Genomic DNA, 13,382 nt, shown 5'->3' with positions numbered 1-13,382 from the left:
CGTCTTTTCCGGCACCACTGAACCAAGGGAGCGACCATGGCGAAGCCTGACGGCAAGGTGGCGGTCATCACCGGCGGCACCACCGGCCTGGCGCCGGCCGGCGCGGGCACCACCGCCATCTGCACCGAACCACGGACAACCGGGAGGACATCTCATGAGCACCATCAGCATCATCGGCACCGGGAACATGGCCCGTACCATCGGCGCGCGGGCGATAGCGGGCGGCAACACCGTCGAGGTCATGGGCCGCGATCACACCAAGGCCGCTGACCTCGCCAAGGTTCTCGGCAGCGGCGCCACGACGGGAGAATGGGGCACCGCCCCGGCCGGCGACATCGTCATCGTGGCCCTGTTGTACGACGGCGTCGTGCCGGTCGTCGCCCAGTACGGAGACGCTCTCGCGGGCAAGGTCATCATCGACATCAGCAATCCCTTCAATGCCACGTTCGACGGACTGGCCCACCGCGAGGAGACCTCGATCGCGCAGGAAGTCGCCAAGGCGGCCCCGGCCGGCGCCAGCGTGGTGAAGGCGTTCAACACCATCTTCCGTCATGTCCTGGAGCAGGGCCGGCCCGACGTGTTCATCGCCGGCGACGATGCGCGGGCCAAGGCACGTGTGGAGGCGTTCGTCGAGAGCCTCGGGCTGCGCCCGCTGGACGTCGGCGGCCTGAGAATGGCGCACTGGCTGGAAGGAGCGGGCGTGGTCACGGTGGGCCTCGCCAACCACGGAGTGGGGAACTTGGACTTCGCCCTCAGCATCACCGAGCTTCCCGCCTGACCAAGCGGTTGACGGATCACCGAAAGGACTCGCCGATGAAGCTTGGATTCACACTTCCCATTATCGGGCCCGCTATCAGCAGCGCCGTCGGCCTGAGCGCGTTCTGCCGCGGGATCGAGGACCTTGGCTACGACACGCTGTGGGTCGGCGACCGCCTGCTCCAACCGGTCGATATGCACAGCATCTATCCGGGCAGTGAACAGCCGTACCCGCCGCAGATGAAGCGTTACCTCGACCCGGTGCTGCTGTGGACCGTCGCCGCGACGGCGACCAGCCGGGTGCGGCTGAATGCCAGCACGCTCAGCACCTTCTACTACGAGCCGCCGCACCTGGCCCGGATGCTGACCACGCTCGACGTGCTCAGCGACGGCCGTCTCGAGGTCGGCGTGGGACTCGGGTGGATGAAGGACGAGCACGACATCTCCCGCAGCGCGGATTGGCGCCGGCGCGGGCGGATGCTCGATGACTTGCTGGCGTTCCTCCACGAGTGGTGGACGGCCAACCCGGTGTCCTGGGACAGCGAGTTCTTCTCGCTGCCGCCGGTCCACGCCGACCTGCGCCCGGTGCAAGCGGGCGGGCCGCCCATCTGGATCGGCGGCGTCAGCGAGGCCGCGATGCGCCGGGTGGGCCGCAGCGCCACCGGCTGGCTCGGGGTCGATTTCCTGGCGGCCGAGGTCATCGATCCCTTGTGGTCGCTCGCGCGCCAAGCGGCGCAGGAGGCCGGCCGCGACCCCGACGCGCTGAAGAAGGCCATCCGTATCAACATCGAACCGGGCACGTCCGTCGATTCTCTGGCCGACAAGCTCAAGCGCTTCGCCGACTCCGGCGCGGACGAGGCATTCGTGGATGCCTACGCACTGTTCCCCAGCCTTGACCAGATGCTTGACTTCGCCGGCCAGGTGATCGCGCGCACCGGCCGGTTGTGACCGAGAACGCGTGCTGAACGGCTCGCTCGGCGATGAGCCGCTCATCGGTCGTGAGTCCGTCGTGGACCGCTACCGCTTCCGTGCCTCCATCACCCCGACCGAGAGGCCGACATTACGGACTGAGAGGCCGGCCATCACCGGTTGAGGGGCCGGCGATCACCGTCCCAGAGCGGGCGTGGCCCGGGCCACCTCCAGGACGTGCCGCGCCCCGGAGCGCAGGAGCCCTTCGTGAAGGAACCTGTACTTACCCGTCACCCGGGCGAACACCTGGCCGATCTCCCGGAGCGGGATCACCACGGTGAGCGGCTGCGTGTCGTAGTACGTCCCCCAGCGCCGGCGTTCGCTCTCCTCCAGGCGCCGCACGTCCGCCTCCGCGAGCACCCGGAACGGGATCTCGCACCGGGTCATGGCCTTGCGGACCTGCGGGGTGGCCGTACAGAGGATGAAGTCCATCCCCTGGCACCACGAGATGACCGGCAGCAGCCCGATCAGCTCGAAGCCCGCGAGCACCCCGCTGCCCGCCAGCGAACCGACCTCCACGACCCGCTCCCTGGCCACGCTCGTTCCGGTGGCCTTCTCGATCGCCTCCTCGAGCGGGACCGTCAAGTAGCGCTCGGAGAACAGATCCCGGCCGGCCCCGTTCGTCAGCCCGGCGCAAGCGGCGATCTCGATCGGTTCCCCGGCGACGGGAAGAGCGCTGATCAGCTCCCGGGTGGCGAGCACGAACCAGTCGGGATCGGGGGAGATGGTCGCGCCGTAGGCGGAGCGGTACTGCGCCTTGGCCAGATCGACGGCGCCCTGCCAGGCGGCGGACCAGCGAGGGGCGAGAGAGATGTTCACCGTGTCGCCCTTCGCATCCCCTCCCCGTTCCCCTCGGTCTGCTCGTCCTTTCCCGGGTCCGGCGATCCGAGGCCGCGAGCGCTGGTCTGCCGCAACGCGAACAGCAGGCTCTCGGCCTCGGCCCGGTTCAGGCGCCGGCGGGTCGCCGGCCTGACCTGCTCATGCAGGTCGAGGTGCACCTCGTCGCGGACCTCCTCGCCGGCGAGGAGCCGGGCCGCCATGTGCGAGGTGATCGCGCCGAACATGACCGCGGCGTAGATGACCTGCGGGACGCTGTAGTCCTGGTTCGTCAGGTTCGGCGCGACCTCGGTGAGCATGTCCGGCGGGATCAGCTGGACCGGGATCGCCTTGAAGATGAGCTCCCACACCCCGCACCGCCGCAGGTCGTCCTCGGTGACGAGCCCGTTGAACGGTTCCGGGACGTGGCGGTAGTCGTAGCACTGGACGTACTGGACGCCCGCCATGTCCCATCCGGTGATCAGCGGCAGCCGCCGTTGGGAGGCGGATCGGTGCAGGGCGTGCTTGGCCTGCCAGCCGGGCCCCGTTGTGACGTCCACCCCGTCGACGATCAGGTCGCAGAACGCGGTCAGCTCGAAGACGTTCTCCTGGGTGACGCCCTCGGCGTGGACCCGCACGCTCGCGTGCGGGTTGATGGCGATGACGCGTTCCGCGGCGACCTCGGCCTTGTTCCTGCCGAGGTCGCGGAACGTCGCCTGCTGGCGGTTGAGGTTGTTGAGCTCGAACGTGTCCGGCTCGGCCAGGACGAAGTCGCGCACGCCGAGCCGGGTGAGCGGCTCCACGGCCGCTCCGCCGACCGAGCCGCAGCCGGCCACGAGCACGGTCGCGGTGCTCAGCGCCCGCTGCTGCCGCTCGGTCACGACGCCGGCGTTCCGGCGGGTGAACTCGGCGTAGAACTCCTCCGGCGACAACGCGGCGGCCGCCTCGGCTGCCCGGGTCACAGCTCGTCCACGCGGTAGAGGCAGTCGGTGATCGCCAGGGCGAGGACCTCGGGGGTGCCTTCGTAGATCCGGGCGCCGTACGCGTCGCGGAGCATCTTCTCCACTCCGTACTCGCGCAGGTAGCCGCGGGCCCCGATCAGCGAGACGGCGGCGTCGGCCACCTCGATGGCGACCCTGTCCGCGAAGAACTTGGCGAGCGCCGGCTCGTACTCGGGCGCGGGAAGCTGGTTGTCGACCTTGTCGGCCGCGAACATGTACAGCATGCGCGAAGCCTCGACCTTGGCGGCCATCTCGGCCAGTTTCGCGGCGCTGAACTGATGCCGGTAGAGGAGCTCACCGCCCTGGACGCGCTCACCGCACCACTGGAGCGCCTTGTCCAGCGCGCCCTGCGCGACGCCGGTCGAGATGCCCGCGACGGAGGCGCGCGCCATGTTGCTCTGCGCCATGTTGATCGCCATGCCGTTCAGCTCACCGCCGACGACGTTGCTCAGCGGGACCTCGACGTTCTCGAAGACCAGCTCGCTGCCGAGGCACGCCCGGTAGCCCATCTTGTCGGCGACCGGCCCCCGGGTGACGCCGGGCTGGTCCAGGTCCACGATGAAGGAGGTCAGGCCGGTCGCGCCGGGGTGGCCCTCCATGGTGGCGAAGACCGAGGCGAAGGTGGCGACCTTGGCGTTGGTGATGAACCGCTTGCGACCGTTGAGGAGATAGACGTCCCCCGCACGCCTGGCGGTCATCACATTGATCGCGTGGACGGCGTTCGCCGGGATGATGAGGTCGCACCCGGCCTCCTCCTCCGTCACGGCGTTGCAAGCCAGGACGGGCTCCTGCCCGGCGAACAGCGGCAGGTACCGCTGCTGCAGGTAAGGGTCGCCCGAGTAGAGGATCGGGGTCTGACCGAGCATCGACGCTCCGAAGATCAGAGCGGTTCCCGGGCACGCCGCCGCGAGCTCTTCCATGGCCACGGAGATTCCGAGCATTCCCAGGCCGAGGCCGCCGAACTGGGCCGGGATCGCGACCCGGTCCAAACCGAGGGCATGGCCTTGCCGGACGATGTCCCAATCCAGCTCGTCGGCCGGGGCCTGGTCGAGTTCCTGGGCCCGGGGAAGCACGACCTCCTGGGCGAACTCCCGTACGACGGATTTGAATTGCTGAATCTCGGCGGGCAGGACGTCGAAGTTCAGCTCCTGCGCAGGAAGCTGCGCGATGGTCGTCATGAAGGCGTCTCCTTTGATCGGTCTCGTGGTCAGTTGCTCGGCACGGGAATGCCGGCCTCGGCTGCGGCCTTCGGGTAGAGGAAGAGGACCGGAGTGAGGACGGGCATGACCTCCAGGACCTTGGAGACCTTTCCGAAAATCCTGATCTTCCCGCTGGTGACGCCCGCGGGGAAGGACAACTGGCCTGACCAGAGCGCGTGTGCGGTGTCGCTGCTCATCATGAACGTCAGCGTGGCGTACTCCGGCACCTCACCCCCCGTGACGACCCCGTCGCCACTGATGAAGAACCGGCACTCCGGGTTCGAGTGAATGAACCTGAGCGTCGTCCCACTCCGGCGGAGCGCATCCGAGAAAACCTTGTCCTCGGCGAGCGCGGAGAAGACCGATCCGAATAGCGAAGTCGCGGAGTCGGCCGAATCAAAAGTCGACAACAAAGCCCCCTTGTCGAACGAATGGAACAATGGCCAGCCATCACCGTAGGGGCCATGCGTTGACAAGAGGTTGACACGATATATACAGGGCAAAGTCGAACCCCATTCGGTGGCTGCCGCCCGTCGTACGGCCCGAACTCGACTTGGTACGTACACAGGTCGAATGCGGAGAGTCCGGTACGACCGGGGTATGCGGTACGGGCAAAGGGGTGGGTACACGCCCGCGGAGCAGGAGCGGCGGGAGCGTGTGCGGCTGCAGGCGGCCGAGTGGTTCGAGGCTGGAGAGCCGACCAGGACGGTCGCCGCGCGGTTGCGGGTGCACGACGCGGTTACGGGTGCACGAGCGGTCGGTGCCCCGTTGGTGTAAGGCCTGGCTTGAGGGCAGGTCCCGCTCCGGCGGGCGATCGAGCGGGACGAGGAGGCCATCGCGGTCTGGAAGGACGAGGTGCGGCCGGCGGTAAAGCACCGCGGCGGACCTGAGCGCCTACATCCGCTTCGAAGACGAGGTAAGCCAGGGGCTCAGACCGCCGAAGGACGCACCTGGGCACCGCGAGAAGCCCGTCCGGTGGTCACGGTGCCCGGCAAAGGCTCGGGCCGGGTCAACATGGCCGGCGTCGTGGCCTACCGAGACGGCGAACGGTCCCACCTGCTCACCGGCTGCCTGACCTGGACCGGCCTCACCCTCGACACCCGGCAGACCCATGACCGACTCCCCCACCGGCGACGGCGGATCAGCCGCGACAATGCCGCTGGCCAGAGCCGGTCGAGGTGGCCCCACCGCGGTCGACTGCCGAGCCGGCGGCGGAGCACTTGGTTCTCATGGCCAAGCACCAACAGCTCAACATTCTTGGAAAGATCAGGCCGCATCGCACCCGGACCGACCTCGTTCGGCACCTGCCCGTCCGCAGCGGCGTACCCGGCCAGCGCGCAGAGCCGCTCGTACTCCGCCCGTCCGATCCCTAACGCTCGGGCGATGGCGTTCACCACCCCGGCCGACGGATGGCTGCGCCCTGCTCCAGCCGGCGTACGTAGTCCGCAGACATCCCCGCGAGCTCGCCGAGCTCCACCCGCCGCAACCCTTGCACCCGCCGACGGCCGATCGGTAGCCCGGCAGCCGCGGGCGCCGTATTCTCCCGGAACTGGCGCACCTCCCTGGACATGAACGGTGCCCGGAGCGGAGAGCGCGGACGCGGCGTCACGCCCCAATACCCTCCTTATCGTCCACCTGGTCCTCCGGCTCCTTGTCGTCCGCCGGGGCCTCCGGGAGGGACGCCGACAGCCTGACCGGCCTCCCTCCGGCCCGCTTGAGGCCGAGCAGCGTGTCGACGACCAGGAAGACCGCGAGGCTGACGCCGAACAGCGGCACGAAGTAGCCGACGGCGAGGGCCGACACGATGACGAGCACCAGCACCCAGGGGGAGAGCGCGCGGAGACTGCCACGGGGAGCGGGGCGGCCGAAGCGTGGGCCCGCCTCGGTGCGACTGGTCGGCCTGCGTTGCCACCACATGAGGTAGCCGCGGAGGATGACGTAGATGACCCCGACGGCTAGCGCCGCCAGGATGAGCTGGTTGGCCGGCCCGAACAGGATCCCCATGTGCGCGTCGATCGTCCAGTTCGTCATCTTCGCCATGAACGGCCAGTCCGCGAAGTCGACCCGGTCGACGACCGAGCCCGTGGCTCCGTCGACGGTGATCGCGTCGAACCGTGTCGGCCAGTCCCGCTTGCTCTCCGCCACGGTCCACGCCTTGCCGGCCTCGTCCGGCGGAGTGATGAAGAGGGGGACCCGCAACCCTTGGGCGCGGGCGGTGCTCATGACGCCGTCGATGCCCACTCCGGTGCTCATCGCGTCGGCCGGGGCGGTCGTGTCCGGAGAACCGTGCTGGTGCTCGGAGTCCCCGGCCGTGGTCGTCGCGGTGAGGCTGGTCTCCAACGGCCTGCTGGTCCACTCCAGGACCGAGCGGATATCGGCGATCTGGGCCCCCGCGTAGTTGGACCAGGTCAGACCTGTGACGGACAGGAGGAGCAGGCCGAGCGCGATCCAGATACCGGTCGAGGCATGCCACGACAGGTTACGGGCGCGCCCGCGCTTCGAGGTGTCCGGCAGAAGCACGCGCCGTAGCCGGCGGTCGGCTCGGCGCCGCCCGAGCCACAGGGCGATCCCACCGAGGACGACGATCCACATCCAGCTCGCGGCCAGTTCGCTGTAGTTGCGGCCGAACGCGCCGAGGTGCAGGTTACGGTGCAGGTCGTCGATCCAGGCGCGTACCCCGAGCCACTGCCCGAACGTCTGGACCTGGCCGCGGATCTCGGCGGTGTAGGGATCGACGAAGACGGCCATGGCGTAGTCGGGCGGCACGGTGTTGTCGCTGAAGACCACGCGCGTGGTGCTGGTCTCGTCGATGGCCGGCATCACCGAGGTGACATCGCCGGCGGGGTGCGCCGCGCGGGCCGCGGAGACCTGCGCGCTGAGGGGGAGCGCCTTCTCGCCTGCCGGGACGTGCAGCTCGTGACTGTAGACGATCTGCTCGATCTGCGGCGCGGCGGTGTAGAGGAGGCCGGTGACCGCCGCCAGCAGGATGAAGGGGGCGATGAACACCCCCGCGTAGAAGTGCATCCGTAGCACCAGCGGCCTCAGCTGAGCCCATACGCCGCGGCGTTTCGGCTCTCCGTCACGCGCGGTCTCCGTGGTGTCCGCCGTGGGGACGTGTTCTGTGGTCACAAGGATCCTTGTCGGAGGGTTTCTGACAGGGGAGGCCGATCCGGGCCGATCGGTTGCGGGAGCCGGAGGGCCGCCGCCTGCGTATCGTTCATCGACGCAGAGCGTGCGTGTGGCACCGGATCGGGCGTTGGGAACCGACCGGCAGGTGCCGCCGCCCGCTCTCCGCGCAGTTGGCCTCCGGCCCAGGCTGCCCAGCATCGGTGCCACATGTGTTGTCCCTACATCGTCATTGTCGATTCAGTAGTCGTTCGACATCGCTGTCTGGTTCCCCGGAGGAAGCCGGGCTTCATGCCGCTCGATCGGAGGCCAGGAACGATTCGATCAGTTCGTTCCCGGCGTGGCCCACGCGCAGCCTCTGACTCTCCGCGGCCGTCTGCCATCGGCCAGGTCGGCGATGACAGGCCGGGACGACGCCGCGCGGAATCGGTCGACGACGACCCGTCGGGCGATGGACAGCAGTCATACCCGGGCCGGGGAACGACCCGCGAATCCCGGCAGGCTCACCAGCGCCCTCAGGAAGGTCTCCTGGGCCACGTCCTCGGCCAGTTGGTCTCCGCACAAGTGGTAGGAGAAGCGATACCCGTCTGGGCAGGCCGGCCGGATGAAATCGTCGGCGTGGCACGCGTCCCCACCGCGGGCACGTATTCGGCTGAATGCCTTTTGCGGGTGTTGTAGCGGGTCAGCCGTCGAAAGACCGTGCGTCGGCAGGTGGCGGCGTCGCCGTAGTGGGGTGCGCCCTGAAGCGTCTCGCGTTTGAGGGAGGCGTGGAAGCTTCCGCAGGCGGCGTTGTCGGCGCTGGTCCCGACGGCTCCCATGGACTGGGTGACGCCCAGCCGGCGGCATAGGGCGGCGTAGTCCTTGGAGGTGTATTGCGCCCCGTGATCGCTGTGGAAGATCGATCCGGCCAGGCCGCCCCGATCGAACGTCGTTGAGATACGCGAGGTTCGCCAAGGCGGTTCACACGTATGCCGTATCGCACTTGATCGTGCCCTGTCGTGACGGCGGCGCTGTGCTCTGAGACGATGACGGCATGCATGTCGGCCGTCCTGCCATCCGCGCGCTGCGCGCCACGGCGTTCACGGTCATGTGCGTCCTGGCATCAGCCGCTCTGCACATCCTGGTCAGCGGCACCGCGATACAGCCGGGCCCCCTCACCGCAGCGGCGACCGCCACCTGGGCAGGGGCTTACGCGGTGGGCCGCCGTCCGCGCGGCTGGCCGGAGCTGCTGGCCCTGTGCGCCCTCTCCCAGTACGGCATGCATCAGCTGTTCGCCGCCCCGGACGTGTCGATCTCGTCCCAGATGCTCCGGGCCACGAACGTGTCCCACGACCACGACGGCGGGACGGGCATGCTGCTGATCCACCTGGCGGTCGCGCTGTTCTCCAGTTGGTGGCTGGCACGGGGTGAGGCGGCCCTGGCGGCGTTGTTGCATCTGAACGCCATCCGCTTGGCTTGCGCGTGGATCCTGCCGACGATTGTCCGTGCACCCGTCGTGATGACGCGGGCTCGGCGCTCCGTACCGGCCTGGCCGGACAAGCCGCATTGCCGCCTGCCCGCCCTTCTGGCCCCGGTCATGCCCCGTCGCGGGCCGCCCGCGCCGCTGACCTTCGCCTGACAATTCGACATCCCGGCTCGCCGACGCGCCTTTCTTGGCCCTGGTATGCGCATCGCAGGACCACGTGCAGCCGTCCCTTCCGGCATGTCGCCGATCCAGACCCGACTTCGGAGTCCCTCTTGACTCGCCTGCTCACCTTCGTCCGCCGCGCCGTCACCTCTGTGGTCGGCGCATCCCTCGTCCTGCTGCTGACCACACCTGCCGCTCTGGCCCACGACCGCCTCAAATCCAGCTCACCGGCCGACAACGCCAAGCTCAAGCAGCTCGAAACAATCGAGCTCGAATACACCGCACGCGTGCGCATGCCCTTCATCGTGCTCAACGACCCGGATGGAAAGCCGGTCCCGCTCAGCAAGCCGCGTATTCAAGGCAACACGGTCAATGCCACCCTTACCCGACCGTTGACCCCGGGGCAGCACCGGATCGCCTGGCGGGTGGTCTCCTCCGACGGCCACCCCATCGAGGGCGAGATCACCTTCACCATCACCGCTCCCCCGGCATCACCCACCCCCTCCCCCAGCCCGTCCGAAACCGCGGCATCCGCGAGTTCACCCGCGCCGCAGCCGGCCTCCGAGCAGCCGACCTCTGAACAGACGGCGTCCTCCGTCGCGGCGGCACCCGCCGCCGAGGGCGGCGGCGGTCTACCTGGGTGGCTCTGGGCGGCCCTCGCGGTGCTGGTCGCCGCCGGAGCGGCCCTGCTCGTCGCCGGCCGCCGCAAGGGCGGATCCAGCAGAAGCTGAACGACTAAGCGCGTTCCGGCGTATCTGAAGGCAATCACGTCGTCGTGGGCCTGGTGGACCCCATCCGCGTCGGCGTGAGCTTGAACGACAAGGAGAGACATGATCACGAGTACGTACGTCGTCCAGGGCATGAACTGCGAGCATTGCGTGAACTCGATCACCGAGACGGTGGGTGAGGTGCCCGGAGTCACCGGCGTCCTCGTCGACCTGCCCACCGGCAAACTGCAAGTCACTGGCCAGTCGGCTTCGAATGCCGACGTGATCCGGCAAGCCGTCGAGGAAGCAGGCTTCCAGGTCGCCTGACACCCGCGCCCTTCGCGACAGCTCCGGCGAGCCGACGTGGTGACGTTCGGCTTGCCGGGCAATGCTCAGTCGCGCGGCCGGAAGGATTGCCGGTAGCGATGCGGGCTGGTACGCGATTCGCGGTCGAAGTGAGCGCGTAGAGCACTGGCCGAGCCGTGACCGCTACGGTCCGCCAGCCCCTGCGGCGACCGCGGCGCCGAAGTCGCGGTGAACCAGGTGCAGCCACAGGTCGAGCCCGGCGGCGACGCCGGCCGAGGTGAACAGGTGACCGTCTCCGAGGTAGAGAGGCTTGGCGTCGACGTGCTGTCGGGATGACGCCGGGCCAGCTCACCCGCCGCCGCCCAGTGGGTGGTGACCTGTCGTCCGGAGAGCAGTCCGGCCTCGGCTAGCACGAAGGCCCCGGTGCAGATGGACACGATCCGTACCCGGCGCTTCGCGGCCTCGCGAAGCAGGGCGAGCACCGATGGGGCGGTCAGGCGAGTGGTGGTGACGCCTGGGACCACAATGGTGCCGGCGTCTTCGGCGGCGTCGCGGCCGTTGGGGGCCTCGATGCGGTAAAAGCCGACGCCGCCGGCGGTGACGTTCACCGACGGGGCGACGCCGCAGAAGCGGACCTGATAGGGGTAGCTTCCATCGGCCAGGCGGGCGGTGCCGAAGACCTGGCAGGGCATCGACAGGTCGAAGCCGACCACCCCCTCCAAGGCGAGTACGGCGACGATGTGCGGATCAGCGGGCATCGCTCAGCAGTGCCTCCGGACGCTGTCGGCAGCTCCAATGGCATGGCCGGTCAGGGCACACGCAGTGGGGGGCGCAGGGCGAACCCGGGCCGGCCGCCCACGTCGTGCACGGTGGCGTCCACCTCGAACACCTCCCCGATCGTGGACTCCATCAAGACGTCGGTGGCTGGGCCGTGCGCCACCAACCGCCCGTCCCGTAGGACGGTGTCGGCGTACGCGGCGGCCAGGTCGAGGCTGTGCAGGGCGGCGAGTACGGTAACTCCCAGGTCCCGGACCAGTTCGAGGATGTCCAACTGATGACGGACGTCCAGGTGGTTGGTGGGTTCGTCCAAAATGAGCAGGCGTGGCTCACCGGCGAGTGCGCGGGCGAGCAGCACCCGCTGGCGTTCACCGCCGGAGAGGCGGCCGACTCGGCGCTGAGCGTACGGGGTGAGGCCGGTGCGGTCGAGCGCCTCCGCGATCGCCGCCTGATCCGTACAGGTGAGCCGGTCGAAGAAGCCAAGGTGCGGGGTACGGCCCAGGGCCACCGTCTCGGCGACGGTGAACTCAAAGCCCGCCTGCTGCTCCTGCATGAGCACGCCGACGCTTCTCGCCGCGTGTGCGGCGGGCATGGACCACAGGTCGCGACCGTCGAGGTCGTCCGCGCCGTCGAAGGCAAACGATGTCGACTCGCATGCGTCCTCCAATCCGTAGGTGGCACCTCTTGCAGGGCTCATGCTCACGCCCTCGTCACTGAAGAAGAAAGTGGCCAGCACGCCAACATCCGCCAGGTTCTGGCCACGGCAACGGGCATACTGCGGCTCGTTCTCACTCGTCGTCACGATGGCTGAATCGGTTCCCGGGAACTTTCGGGGGCGCGTGTGACGACGTACTGAGCGTCCAGGACGTACCTGGAGAACCGAAGACGCCCGATAACAGGCTGCCCTCGGCCACGCCCTGCCGCCGCTGGACGCGGATGCCGAAGTTCCTTCAACGAAGGACCCTGCGAGCGACCGCAGTGATATGCAGCTCGTCGGGCCCGTCCAGCAGGCGTGCCATCCGGCCGGCCCGGAACAGCGCGGGCAGCGCGCTGTCCGGCCCCAGCCCTTCCGCCCCGTGGATCTGGATGGCCGCGTCGGCGACCTGTTGCAGCGTCCGGGCGGCGGCCACCTTCGCCAGCGCGGTCTCGGTCCGCGCGTCCCGACCGGCCTCCACCAGCGCCACCGCCTCGAACACCAGCGGCCGGGTGGTCCTGATGGCCAGCAGCGAGTCGAAGACGAACTGCTGCACGAGTTGGAGATCGGCCAGTCGTCCCGCCGAAACCGTCCGGGTACGGGCCCGTTCACGCATTGCCGTGTAGGCGCGCTGTGCCTGGCCGAGCCAGCGCAGGCAGCGCAGCAGCCGGCCCAGACGTACTCGCTCACCCACCACCCGCAACCCTCGCCCTTCCTCCCCGATGAGGTTGCCGGCAGGGACGGTGACGTCGTCCAGCGCGATCTCCCACTGCCCGCCGGCGCCAAGGACGGGCAGCTCGCGCACCACCCGGAAGCCAGGCGTCGAGGTGGGCACGAGCAGGACGGACAGCCCTTGAGGTGAGGGCGGAGCTCCCGAGGTGCGGGCGAGCACCAACGCCAGAGCGGCCTCAGCGGCGCCGGTGACGAACCACTTGCGGCCGTGGAGCGTCCACGAGCCGTCGGTACCGCGCTCGGCCCGGGTGGTGGTGAGCGCGGGATCCGACCCGGGCACGCCCGGCTCCGTCATCGCGTTGCACACGCTCACCTGCCCGGACGCGATCGAGCGCACACACGCGTCCCGGCCGGCCAACGTCCGGACGTCCAGCAGCGCGAGCGAGCCCAGGATCGTGGGCGCGTGATCGCTCGCTCCTTCGGCTTCCACCACATGCGCGTAGTCGGCGAGCGACAGGCCGCCGCCCCCCAGTTCCGCCGGCAGTCCCAGGCCCCAGAGTCCCTCCACTCGGGCACCGCGCTTGAGGCGCTCTACGAGTTCACGCGCCGGTGGCCCACCCGCGTCCAGCACCGCTTCGCCTGATATCACGTGCTTCTCGACGAACTCCGCTACCCGATCACGCAGTTCGAGCACGTGCGTAGGGCAATGTGGCGCTCCCCAGACGGACGGCT

General features: G+C 69.1%; 14 protein-coding genes and 1 pseudogene. 5 read left to right on the top strand and 10 right to left on the bottom strand.

The window, feature by feature from the left end; translation table 11 throughout:
- Window positions 1–154: 154 nt before the first annotated feature.
- Together OHA68_RS28425 and OHA68_RS28420 are read left to right on the top strand one after the other, a co-directional pair.
- Window positions 155–778, top strand: coding sequence for an NADPH-dependent F420 reductase (locus OHA68_RS28425; protein ID WP_327103005.1), 624 nt, complete (start codon window positions 155–157; stop codon window positions 776–778).
- 35 nt (window positions 779–813) lie between these two features.
- Window positions 814–1,704 carry a TIGR03619 family F420-dependent LLM class oxidoreductase gene (locus tag OHA68_RS28420; RefSeq protein WP_327103004.1) on the top strand — a complete coding sequence of 297 codons (891 nt, stop codon included), beginning with the start codon at window positions 814–816 and terminating at the stop codon, window positions 1,702–1,704.
- A gap of 156 nt (window positions 1,705–1,860) precedes the next feature.
- Here the strand turns inward: OHA68_RS28420 and OHA68_RS28415 are convergent, their stop codons facing one another.
- From OHA68_RS28415 to OHA68_RS28385, 7 genes and pseudogenes are all read right to left on the bottom strand, one after another.
- Window positions 1,861–2,544 (bottom strand): thermostable hemolysin, encoded by a 684-nt coding sequence (locus OHA68_RS28415; protein ID WP_327103003.1) that lies wholly within the window; start codon window positions 2,542–2,544, stop codon window positions 1,861–1,863.
- Complete coding sequence (locus OHA68_RS28410) at window positions 2,541–3,503, bottom strand: ThiF family adenylyltransferase (RefSeq protein WP_327103002.1); 963 nt, start codon at window positions 3,501–3,503, stop codon at window positions 2,541–2,543. The genes OHA68_RS28415 and OHA68_RS28410 overlap by 4 nt, the downstream gene beginning before the upstream one ends.
- Window positions 3,500–4,720, bottom strand: a complete 1,221-nt coding sequence (locus tag OHA68_RS28405) for an acyl-CoA dehydrogenase family protein (RefSeq protein ID WP_327103001.1) — start codon at window positions 4,718–4,720, stop codon at window positions 3,500–3,502. Before OHA68_RS28405 ends, OHA68_RS28410 begins: the two co-directional genes overlap by 4 nt.
- A gap of 29 nt (window positions 4,721–4,749) precedes the next feature.
- A complete protein-coding gene (locus tag OHA68_RS28400) occupies window positions 4,750–5,181 on the bottom strand; it encodes a hypothetical protein (protein ID WP_327103000.1) in 432 nt (143 codons plus the stop codon).
- Between the two features lie 950 nt (window positions 5,182–6,131).
- Complete coding sequence (locus OHA68_RS28395; protein ID WP_327102999.1) at window positions 6,132–6,311, bottom strand: helix-turn-helix domain-containing protein; 180 nt, start codon at window positions 6,309–6,311, stop codon at window positions 6,132–6,134.
- Between the two features lie 35 nt (window positions 6,312–6,346).
- Entirely contained in the window at window positions 6,347–7,870 is a 1,524-nt protein-coding gene (locus OHA68_RS28390; protein WP_327102998.1) for a PepSY-associated TM helix domain-containing protein, read from the bottom strand.
- Window positions 7,871–8,520: 650 nt separating this feature from the next.
- A pseudogene (locus OHA68_RS28385) lies at window positions 8,521–8,781 on the bottom strand (integrase core domain-containing protein); the annotation flags it as partial.
- 119 nt (window positions 8,782–8,900) lie between these two features.
- Between OHA68_RS28385 and OHA68_RS28380 the strand changes: the two are divergent.
- The 3 genes from OHA68_RS28380 to OHA68_RS28370 all read left to right on the top strand — a co-directional run bounded on the left by OHA68_RS28380 (window position 8,901) and on the right by OHA68_RS28370 (window position 10,528).
- The gene (locus OHA68_RS28380; protein WP_327102997.1) at window positions 8,901–9,485 is read left to right on the top strand and encodes a hypothetical protein; all 585 of its coding nucleotides are present in this window, start codon (window positions 8,901–8,903) and stop codon (window positions 9,483–9,485) included.
- A gap of 119 nt (window positions 9,486–9,604) precedes the next feature.
- Complete coding sequence (locus tag OHA68_RS28375; RefSeq protein ID WP_327102996.1) at window positions 9,605–10,225, top strand: copper resistance CopC family protein; 621 nt, start codon at window positions 9,605–9,607, stop codon at window positions 10,223–10,225.
- A 99-nt stretch (window positions 10,226–10,324) separates the two neighbouring features.
- A complete protein-coding gene (locus OHA68_RS28370) occupies window positions 10,325–10,528 on the top strand; it encodes a heavy-metal-associated domain-containing protein (protein ID WP_327102995.1) in 204 nt (67 codons plus the stop codon).
- Window positions 10,529–10,593: 65 nt separating this feature from the next.
- On the opposite strand, the gene OHA68_RS28365 is transcribed toward OHA68_RS28370, so the two are convergent.
- From OHA68_RS28365 to OHA68_RS28355, 3 genes are all read right to left on the bottom strand, one after another.
- Window positions 10,594–11,265: a DJ-1/PfpI family protein gene (locus OHA68_RS28365; RefSeq protein WP_327102994.1), complete on the bottom strand. Its 672-nt coding sequence runs from the start codon at window positions 11,263–11,265 to the stop codon at window positions 10,594–10,596.
- Window positions 11,266–11,315: 50 nt separating this feature from the next.
- The gene (locus tag OHA68_RS28360; RefSeq protein ID WP_327102993.1) at window positions 11,316–11,981 is read right to left on the bottom strand and encodes an ABC transporter ATP-binding protein; all 666 of its coding nucleotides are present in this window, start codon (window positions 11,979–11,981) and stop codon (window positions 11,316–11,318) included.
- A 253-nt stretch (window positions 11,982–12,234) separates the two neighbouring features.
- Window positions 12,235–13,344 carry an acyl-CoA dehydrogenase family protein gene (locus OHA68_RS28355; RefSeq protein WP_327102992.1) on the bottom strand — a complete coding sequence of 370 codons (1,110 nt, stop codon included), beginning with the start codon at window positions 13,342–13,344 and terminating at the stop codon, window positions 12,235–12,237.
- Window positions 13,345–13,382: the final 38 nt, after the last annotated feature.

Source organism: Nonomuraea glycinis (assembly GCF_035920485.1).
Lineage (GTDB): Bacteria > Actinomycetota > Actinomycetes > Streptosporangiales > Streptosporangiaceae > Nonomuraea > Nonomuraea glycinis.
The sequence above is the reverse complement of the archived record's forward strand: the minus strand, read 5'-3'. Positions and strand labels throughout refer to the sequence as shown.

Excerpts from the sequence above, each read along its gene's own strand:
- OHA68_RS28360 (WP_327102993.1), bottom strand. The coding sequence starts at position 11,981 with ATGAGCCCTGCAAGAGGTGCCACCTACGGATTGGAGGACGCATGCGAG.
- OHA68_RS28370 (WP_327102995.1), top strand. The coding sequence starts at position 10,325 with ATGATCACGAGTACGTACGTCGTCCAGGGCATGAACTGCGAGCATTGC.
- OHA68_RS28395 (WP_327102999.1), bottom strand. The coding sequence starts at position 6,311 with ATGTCCAGGGAGGTGCGCCAGTTCCGGGAGAATACGGCGCCCGCGGCT.
- OHA68_RS28420 (WP_327103004.1), top strand. The coding sequence starts at position 814 with ATGAAGCTTGGATTCACACTTCCCATTATCGGGCCCGCTATCAGCAGC.
- OHA68_RS28425 (WP_327103005.1), top strand. The coding sequence starts at position 155 with ATGAGCACCATCAGCATCATCGGCACCGGGAACATGGCCCGTACCATC.
- OHA68_RS28380 (WP_327102997.1), top strand. The coding sequence starts at position 8,901 with ATGCATGTCGGCCGTCCTGCCATCCGCGCGCTGCGCGCCACGGCGTTC.
- OHA68_RS28365 (WP_327102994.1), bottom strand. The coding sequence starts at position 11,265 with ATGCCCGCTGATCCGCACATCGTCGCCGTACTCGCCTTGGAGGGGGTG.
- OHA68_RS28405 (WP_327103001.1), bottom strand. The coding sequence starts at position 4,720 with ATGACGACCATCGCGCAGCTTCCTGCGCAGGAGCTGAACTTCGACGTC.